Annotated in this window: 7 protein-coding genes; 4 read left to right on the forward strand and 3 right to left on the reverse strand. The window is 75.1% G+C overall.

Going from position 1 to position 8,002, the window contains the following annotated elements; translation table 11 throughout:
• Positions 1-149: 149 nt before the first annotated feature.
• The 4 genes from ADK60_RS40710 to ADK60_RS40725 all read left to right on the forward strand — a co-directional run bounded on the left by ADK60_RS40710 (position 150) and on the right by ADK60_RS40725 (position 4,811).
• Positions 150-1,145, forward strand: a complete 996-nt coding sequence (locus ADK60_RS40710) for a segregation and condensation protein A (RefSeq protein WP_079009114.1) — start codon at positions 150-152, stop codon at positions 1,143-1,145.
• 395 nt (positions 1,146-1,540) lie between these two features.
• Positions 1,541-2,134 (forward strand): SMC-Scp complex subunit ScpB, encoded by a 594-nt coding sequence (gene scpB / locus ADK60_RS40715; RefSeq protein ID WP_107094850.1) that lies wholly within the window; start codon positions 1,541-1,543, stop codon positions 2,132-2,134.
• Positions 2,135-2,197: 63 nt separating this feature from the next.
• Positions 2,198-3,610 (forward strand): pseudouridine synthase, encoded by a 1,413-nt coding sequence (locus tag ADK60_RS40720; protein ID WP_053652079.1) that lies wholly within the window; start codon positions 2,198-2,200, stop codon positions 3,608-3,610.
• 217 nt (positions 3,611-3,827) lie between these two features.
• Positions 3,828-4,811 carry a helix-turn-helix domain-containing protein gene (locus ADK60_RS40725; protein WP_052709161.1) on the forward strand — a complete coding sequence of 328 codons (984 nt, stop codon included), beginning with the start codon at positions 3,828-3,830 and terminating at the stop codon, positions 4,809-4,811.
• Between the two features lie 20 nt (positions 4,812-4,831).
• On the opposite strand, the gene ADK60_RS40730 is transcribed toward ADK60_RS40725, so the two are convergent.
• From ADK60_RS40730 to ADK60_RS40740, 3 genes are all read right to left on the reverse strand, one after another.
• Positions 4,832-5,194 carry a DUF952 domain-containing protein gene (locus tag ADK60_RS40730; RefSeq protein ID WP_045940696.1) on the reverse strand — a complete coding sequence of 121 codons (363 nt, stop codon included), beginning with the start codon at positions 5,192-5,194 and terminating at the stop codon, positions 4,832-4,834.
• 55 nt (positions 5,195-5,249) lie between these two features.
• On the reverse strand, positions 5,250-6,890 hold the full coding sequence (locus ADK60_RS40735) for a DUF4139 domain-containing protein (RefSeq protein WP_079009116.1): 1,641 nt from the start codon (positions 6,888-6,890) through the stop codon (positions 5,250-5,252).
• A 3-nt stretch (positions 6,891-6,893) separates the two neighbouring features.
• Positions 6,894-8,002 (reverse strand): DUF4139 domain-containing protein (locus tag ADK60_RS40740; RefSeq protein ID WP_159400789.1); only part of this gene is annotated, 1,109 nt, incomplete at its 5' end.

Consider the following 8,002-nt stretch of genomic DNA (forward strand, 5'->3'; position numbering starts at 1 on the left):
GCTGAGCCTGTGTCTCGCGGCCGCGGGGGGTCCCGGGCGGGTTCCGGGCCGTGCGGCGGCCGTACGGGCGGCTGCGGGGCCGGAGGGGACCGGCGTGTCGGCGGCCCCGGTGCGGGCCGGCCGGTGCTGCCGGGCGAAGATGGACCGTCATGCCGAGCACGTCCGAGAGCCCCGTCGTCGCCCAGGCCGCCGCCGTCGCTGCGGCGGAGCCCGGCGCGTCGGCCGCCGTGGGCGCGGTGGGCGCCGGCGGCGAGGGCGGAGCGGGCGGACCGGGTGCCGATGGGCCGCAGGGCGGCTTCCGGGTCCGGCTGGACAACTTCGAGGGCCCGTTCGACCTGCTGCTGAGCCTGATCGCCAAACACCGGATGGACGTCACCGAGGTGGCGCTGGCGACGGTCACCGACGAGTTCCTCGCCCACATCCGGGCCATGGGACCGGACTGGGACCTGGACGCGGCGACCGAGTTCCTGGTGGTCGCCGCCACCCTCCTCGACCTCAAGGCGGCCCGGCTGCTGCCCGCCGCCGAGGTCGAGGACGAGGAGGACCTCGCCCTGCTGGAGGCGCGCGACCTGCTCTTCGCCCGGCTGCTCCAGTACCGGGCCTACAAGCGGGCGGCGGCGCTGTTCGGCGAGCGCTGGGCCGCCGAGCTGCTCCGGCGCCCGCGCAGCGTCGGCCTGGAGCCCCGGTACGCCGCGCTGCTGCCCGAGGTCGTGATCAGCATCGGCACCGAGCGCTTCGCGCAGCTCGCCGCCCGGGCGATGACGCCCAAGCCCCCGCCGGTCGTCTACGTCGACCACATCCACAGCCCGCCGGTGAGCGTGCGCGAGCAGGCCGGTCTGGTGGTCGACCTGCTGGCCGAGCTGGGCGAGGCCACCTTCCAGCGGCTGGTCGCGGACGCCCCGGACACCATGGTGGTGGTCGCCCGCTTCCTGGCGCTGCTGGAGCTGTACCGGGAGCGGGTGCTGGCCTTCGAGCAGCCGGACGCGCTCGGCGAGCTGGTGGTGCGCTGGGTGGCCGAGGCGGACCGGGGCGCGATCGAGGTGACGGACGAGTTCGACCGGCCGGCGGACGAGGCGGCTGCGTCGTCGCGGGCATCGGCGGCGGCGTCGGCGGCGTCGGTGAAGGGCGAGGAGGACGGGCGATGACGGTCGGGAACGGCGAGGCGGGCGGTGGACGGCCGGCCAGGCGGGCGCTGGGGGTGCCGGGGCAGCCGAGGGCCGAGGAGTGGCAGGAACCGGCGCCGAGCGTCCTGGAGGACGGTCCGGTGACGGTTCCCGGGGCCGTCCCCGCGGTCGTGGCCGCCGTCGCGGCGGTGGCGGTCGAGGTGGCGCCGGTGGAGGTGGTGCACCAGAAGTCGGCCCCGTCGACTTCTCCGGCGGACTCTCCCGAGGACCTTGCCGAGGACCTTCCCGAGGACCTTGCCGAGGACCTTCCCGAGGACCTTGCCGACGATTTTCCGGAGGATTTTTCCGAGGACCTGCCCGGCGGCCTCCCGGTGGAGGACGGGCCGGGGCTGCGGGCGGAGCTGGAGGCGATCCTGATGATCGTCGACGAGCCGGCCGCCGAGGACCACCTGGCCGCCGTGCTGGGGCGCCCGCGCGCGGAGGTGGCCTCGGCCCTGCGCGGGCTGTCCGCCGAGTACACCGCCCAGGGTCGGGGCTTCGACCTGCGGCAGGTGGCCGGGGGCTGGCGTTTCCACAGCCGCGCCACCTGCGCCCCGGCCGTCGACCGCTTCGTCCTGGACGGCCAGCAGGCCCGTCTGACCCAGGCGGCACTGGAGACCCTGGCGGTGGTCGCTTACCGGCAACCGGTGTCCAGATCGCGGGTCTCCGCCGTCCGCGGTGTGAACTGTGACGGCGTGATGCGTACCCTGGTACAGCGAGGACTGGTGGAAGAGGCCGGATCCGAGCCCGAAACAGGTGCGATCCTGTATCGGACGACGAACTACTTCCTGGAACGGATGGGGCTCCGCGGCCTGGACGAGCTGCCGGAGCTCGCCCCGTTCCTGCCCGAGGTCGACGACGTGGAAGCGGAGTCCCTGGAGGGCACGATGATCGCGGAGGCGGTCGCCGCCGCTGCCGCGAAGGCTGCGGACGGCAGTGGCGAGGCCGGTCGGGCTGCGCCTGATCGGTAGGGGGCGGTGAGGTCGGCCGAAACGACCGCACAGCCCAGACGGTAACGACGTACGGACACTTTGATGCGTAGCAGTGGCAACGGCAGGAACAGCAGCGGCGGCGGCAGCGGTCGCGGCGGACAGGGCGGGGGCCGGGGCGGCTCCTACGGGGGCGGCTCGGGCCGCAGCGGCTCGGGAGAGCGCGGGGGTTCGTACGGCGGTGGCTCCGGCCGCAGTGGCGCCGGTGAGCGCGGGGGCTCGTACGGCGGTGGCTCCGGTGCGGGTCGCGGTGGCGCCGGTGAGCGTGGAGGTTCGTACGGCGGTGGCTCCGGCTCGGGCCGTGGCGGCTCCGGTGCGCCCCGCAGTGGCTCCGGTGCGGGTCGTCCGGGCTCCGGCGCGGGCCGTCCCGGCTCCGGCTCGGGCTCGTACGGCCGCCGTGACGACCGACGGGACGACCGGCGCGACGACCGACGGGACGACCGGCGCGACGACCGCCGTGACGACCGTCGCTTCCCGGACCGCCCGCTGCGGCCCGAGGAGCGCAGGTACGACCGTCCCGAGTTCGGCGGCGGCCCCAACGCCACCCCGGCCCGCGGCAGCTACACCGGGCGCCGGCCCAGCCCGGCCCCGCGGCCGCGCCGTGAGGGTGCGCCCGCTCCGGGCGACCCGCGGCGCCAGCCGCAGCGCTCGCGCGAGCTCCAGGCCCGGATCGAGGACGCGGTGCTGGCCCGCCACGACAAGCCGGCCGTGAAGCTGCCGAAGACCTTCGGCGAGCCCGAGGGCGAGCGACTGCAGAAGGTGCTGGCCCGGGCCGGCATCGGCAGCCGCCGCGCCTGCGAGGAGCTGATCGACCAGGGCCGGGTCGAGGTCAACGGCAAGCGCGTCACCGAGCAGGGCAAGCGCGTCGACGCGCAGAACGACGAGATCAAGGTGGACGGCCTGACCGTCGCCACCCAGTCCTACCTGTTCTTCGCGCTGAACAAGCCGGCCGGCGTGGTCTCCACCATGGAGGACCCGGACGGCCGCCAGTGCCTCGGCGACTACGTGACCAACCGGGAGACCCGGCTGTTCCACGTCGGCCGCCTGGACACCGAGACCGAGGGCATCATCCTGCTCACCAACCACGGTGAGCTGGCGCACCGCCTCACCCACCCCCGGTACGGCGTGACCAAGACCTACCTGGCCGCCATCCAGGGCCCGATCCCGCGCGACCTGGGCAAGCAGCTCGCCAAGGGCATCGAGCTGGAGGACGGCTACGCCCGCGCCGACAGCTTCAAGGTGATCTCGAACGTCGGCAAGAACTACCTGGTCGAGGTGACCCTGCACGAGGGTCGCAAGCACATCGTCCGCCGGATGCTGTCCGAGGCGGGCTTCCCGGTCGAGAAGCTGGTGCGCACCCACTTCGGGCCGATCGCGCTCGGTGACCAGAAGTCCGGCTGGCTGCGCCGGCTGACCAACCCCGAGGTCGGTCAGCTGATGCGCGAGGTCGGGCTGTAACACCCCGACCCCCGGTCCCCGGAGGGCCTCCCCGCCGAGTGGCGGGGAGGCCCTCCGTCGTTGGGCGGATCTGCTGTGAAGCGGACCGCATCGTGGGGTGATCACCTTGTCAGCCCGGTGATCCGTGGCCGAGGATTGCCACCTGACCGCGACCAGCCGGGTGGCGGGAGTGCGCCACCCGGTGCGGGGGGCGAGAGGCGAACGGGGGAGCGACGCCGTGTCCGATGCACCACTCAGCGCTCTGGGACTGGCCGGGCCGGACGGGCGGGTCTACGCGGCGCTGGTGGCCAACCCGCAGTCCACGGCCGAGGACCTCGCCGGGCTCTGCGACCTGACCCCCCAGCAGAGCCTGCGGGCCCTGGACCGGCTCGCCCAGCAGGGCATGGCCACCCGGGCCCCGGTGGACCGCCAGCGCTTCCTGCCGGTCGCCCCGGACGTGGCGATCGGCACCCTGATCGGCCACCGGGAGTCCGAACTGCGGCACGCCCGGGCCGAGATGCACCGGCTGATGGACGCCTTCCGGGAGGCGTCCCGGTACACCGACCCGGCGCACTCGGTCGAGGTGCTGACCGGCGGCGAGGCGATAGCCCAGCGGTTGGAGCACATCACCGGGACCAGCCAGTACCAGATCCGCGGCTTCGACTGCCCGCCCTACATCCAGGACCCGGTCGCCAACATTCCGCTGCAGCGGCAGCGGCTGGGGGAGGGCGTGCGGTTCCGGACCATCTACGACCGGGAGGCGGTGGCCTGGCCGGGCCGGCTGGAGAAGAACATCCTGGCCGGTGTCGCCGACGGGGAGGAGGCCAGGGTCAGGCCGGTGCTCCCGATGAAGATGGTCATGTCGGACGACCGGATGGCGATCATCCCGATCAGCGTCGGCGACAGCGTCCTCGACGCCGCCTATGTGATCCACCCCTCGGCACTGCTCCAGGCCCTGGACACGCTCTTCGAGGCGGAGTGGGAGCGGGCCGTCCAGCTGCAGGCCGCGATCGGCACCGGGGACGGGGCACTGGAGCCGGAGGCCGACCACCGCAAGCTGCTCGGCCTGCTGGCGGCCGGCCTCACCGACGAGTCGATCGCCCGCTCGCTGGGCTGGAGCGCCCGGACCACCCAGCGCCGGCTCCAGTCGCTGATGCGCGAGCTGGGTGCCACCACCCGCTTCCAGGCCGGGATGGCGGCCCGGGAGCGGGGCTGGTTGTAGGGCCCTCGGCCGGGCGGGCGTCAGCTCCAGGGGGAGAGGGACGCCCAGCGGCCGTCCGGGCCGCGCTCGACCTTCTCCAGGCCGACCACGGCCGTGCGGTTCAGCCGCCCGTAGATGTGCGGGAACAGCACCCCGGGAGTGGCCCCGGGCGGCGGTGCGCCGTTCGGGGCCTCCCACTTGACCATCGGTTCCACCAGTGACTCCTCGATGAGCAGCACCATCAGAGGTCCGCGGGTGTCGGCGAAGAAGGTGTTGGCCACGGCCAGCGCGGTCGGCTCGTCCGCCGAGCAGTGGATGAACCCGTCGGTGAGCAGCGAGGCGGTCGCGTACGGCCGCCCGGGGTCGGCCAGCCAGTCGTCCAGGGGAGCGAGGTGCAGGATCATGCTCCTGTTGTACCTGCTCCGGCCGGGCCCGGACGGGCGCCCGGGCCGCCGCCGCTCACAGGCCGGCCACCTTGGAGGAGGCGGAGATCTCGTACACCAGGGTCAGCGTGCGGCGGGCGCCCGGGCCGAGCGGGACGTCCCAGCGCACGATGCCCTCGGCGTCGAAGGCGTCCGGCACGGGTGAGCACTCCTCCTTGCGCAGCCGCACCTCCACCGCTGCCACCTCGGAGACCGGCACCCGTTCGCGCACCGCGACCAGCTGCTCGTCCCGCTCCTCCGGGCCGGAGAACCGGGACAGGTGCAGCCGCACCGTGCGGGTGGTCACCGAACGCTGGCTCAGGCCCGCGGTGGACCGGCGCTCCTCGGTCTCCCGCACCACCCGGTAGCCGTCCGAGCTGCCGAAGGACAGCTCGGTGTCGGCGCCCGCCGCGGTGAACGGCAGCTGCCCGCGCCCGGTGAATCCGCTGCCGCGGACCAGCTCGACCGGCCCGGCGAGCAGCGGGTGGCCGGCCGTGTTGCGGAACCGGACCACCTGGGTCACCAGCGGCGACAGCTCCGGCGCGCAGCTGAACTCGCTGTGCGCCGGACCGTCGAAGGCGGCCAGCGGCACCCGGTGCGCCTTGCCGTCGGACGGCACGGTGGCCGGGGCCGGGGCGTTCAGCACCCGCACCTCGCCGCCGTCGTCCACGCCCGGCACCACGCCGTCCGGGCCCAGTTCGGAGATCGCCTCCTCGCGCAGCTCGACCTCGACGGCGCGCTTCTCCTCGGAGGTGCGATCGCGCAGTGTCAGCACGTCCTCGACGAGCGCCGGCGGCTCGGTGGCCAGCGCCGACCGGGCGGTGGAGAAGGTCAGCCGGGCCCCGTCCCAGGACTCGCCGGTGCGCTGCCAGACCACCGCCTCGGATTCCAGCCGCAGCACGCCGTCGGCCAGGGTGGCGCGGTAGGACGGCCGCCACAGGGCGCACGGCACCAGGTGGTGCACGGTGAGCCGGGCCGGGCCGGCCGCGGCGGCCTCGACGGTGAGTTCGAGGTGGGCGACCAGTTCGGCGGGCCGCTCCTCGGACTCCTCCAGGGCGCCGAGTGCCGCGGCGCGGTCCACCTCCAGCCGGCGCAGCCGGACCCGGGCGGCGCGCAGTTCCTCGCTGTGCTGCTCGCGGCCGGTGTCGACCCGGTCCAGCTCGCGGTGCCAGCGGGTGCGTTCGACCTCGCCGGCGCCGGCGCCCTCGCCGACCTCCCGCAGCAGATCGGTGCTGAGCTGGGCGAGCAGGGCCAGCCGGGCCTCCAGCCGGTCGGTCAGCCGCTCCTCCTCGCGGATCCGGACCTCCAGCCCGTGCAGCCGGTGGCGCAGCTCGGAGTCGTCCGGGCCGGGCGGCAGGGGTGCGCGAGGGGTCCAGGCGCGGGTGATCCGGGCGTCCAGGACGCGTACGCCCGGGGTGTCCGACTCGGCGCGCAGGGTGCGGTCGACGGCGAGGGCGGTGAGCGGGCCGAGCCGCAGCCGCTGGACGCCGGCGGTCAGGTCCAGGGAGGCGGTGCGTCCGACCCGGGCGCGGTCCTCCAGGCAGGTGACGGTGGTGACGGGAAGGGGCGTGACGGGGTGCGGGTTGGTGAGGGCGGGGGCGGTGGTGCCTGGGGCGCCTGGGGTGCCTGGCCCCGGGGCGCCCGCGCTCGCGGCGCCGGGGAGGGGGGTGACGGTCATCGTTCAGTTCCTCCGGTTTCCGCCGACGATGGCCTTTCCGGCCGGGATTCTGATCTGGTAGCCGCCGTCCAGCTCGGCCCGGCCGCCCGGCGGCAGGTCGACCCGCCGGAGCCGGGTGCCGGGCGGGCACTCGGGGGACGGTTCGTCCGGTGCGTGCCAGCCGGGCCGTTCCTCGATCCGGACATCGGCGTCGGAGCTGACCGGTACCCGTTCGCGGACCTCGACGGTGACCGGGCGGCCGAGCCGGTTGGCCAGCTCGACGCGTACCCGGTGGTCGAGCACGGTGCTGCTGTTCAGCATGCCCGCGGTGGACTCGTGCAGCTCGGTACGGCGCGTCACCTCGACCGACTCGGCGACACCGATGCCCAGTCGGCGCACACCGCCGGGGGCGAGCGTGGGCAGGGCCCCGGTGAGCAGGAACTCGTCGTCGACGGTCACCTCGACCGGACCGGCGAGCACGGCGCGGGCGGTGCCGTTGGTGAGCACCAGGGTCGCGTAGACCCGCTCCTCGACCGCGGGCACGGCGACGTACTCGGGCCGGACGCTCACCGCGATGTCGTCGATCGTGACGGTGTGCCAGGTGCCGTCGGACGGGATGTCGGCGGGCGCGGCGGCGTCGAAGCGGTGGTCGAAGGAGCCGGCCGAGACCCGCGGCGGCACCGCGTGCAGCGGCATCGGGAGGCGCTGCAGCCGGGCGCCGTACGGGCCGACCGCCGTCCGGATGCCCGCACCCGGACGGAACACGCGGTGCAGGGTGCCGCGCCGGTCGGTGTCGCCGTCCGGGCCGAGCAGTTCGAGCACGGGGTAGTCGAGCAGCCGCTCGTCCGGGACCGGCGGTCCGGGCGGGGGCGCGAACGGGGCGGGCGCGCCGGCGAGGAGGAAGTCGGCCTCCTCGGCGGTTCCGGCGCCCTCGGCGGTGTAGCCCTTGCGTACGCGGCGGGCCTCGGGCGGCAGCGGCCCCCCGCCGTAGCCGGCGAACCCGGACGGCTCCTCGGCCGAGCGCAGGCCGCCCTGGGTGCCGCCGCGTGCTGCGGGGCCGGCCGGGCCGAAGCCGCCCGGGGCCTGGGGGGCCGGGGCGGGGAAAGCGCCCGGGGCGGGGAACGAGGCAGCCG

The organism is Streptomyces sp. XY431, from assembly GCF_001279805.1.
In the GTDB taxonomy this organism is placed as follows: Bacteria; Actinomycetota; Actinomycetes; order Streptomycetales; family Streptomycetaceae; genus Kitasatospora; species Kitasatospora purpeofusca.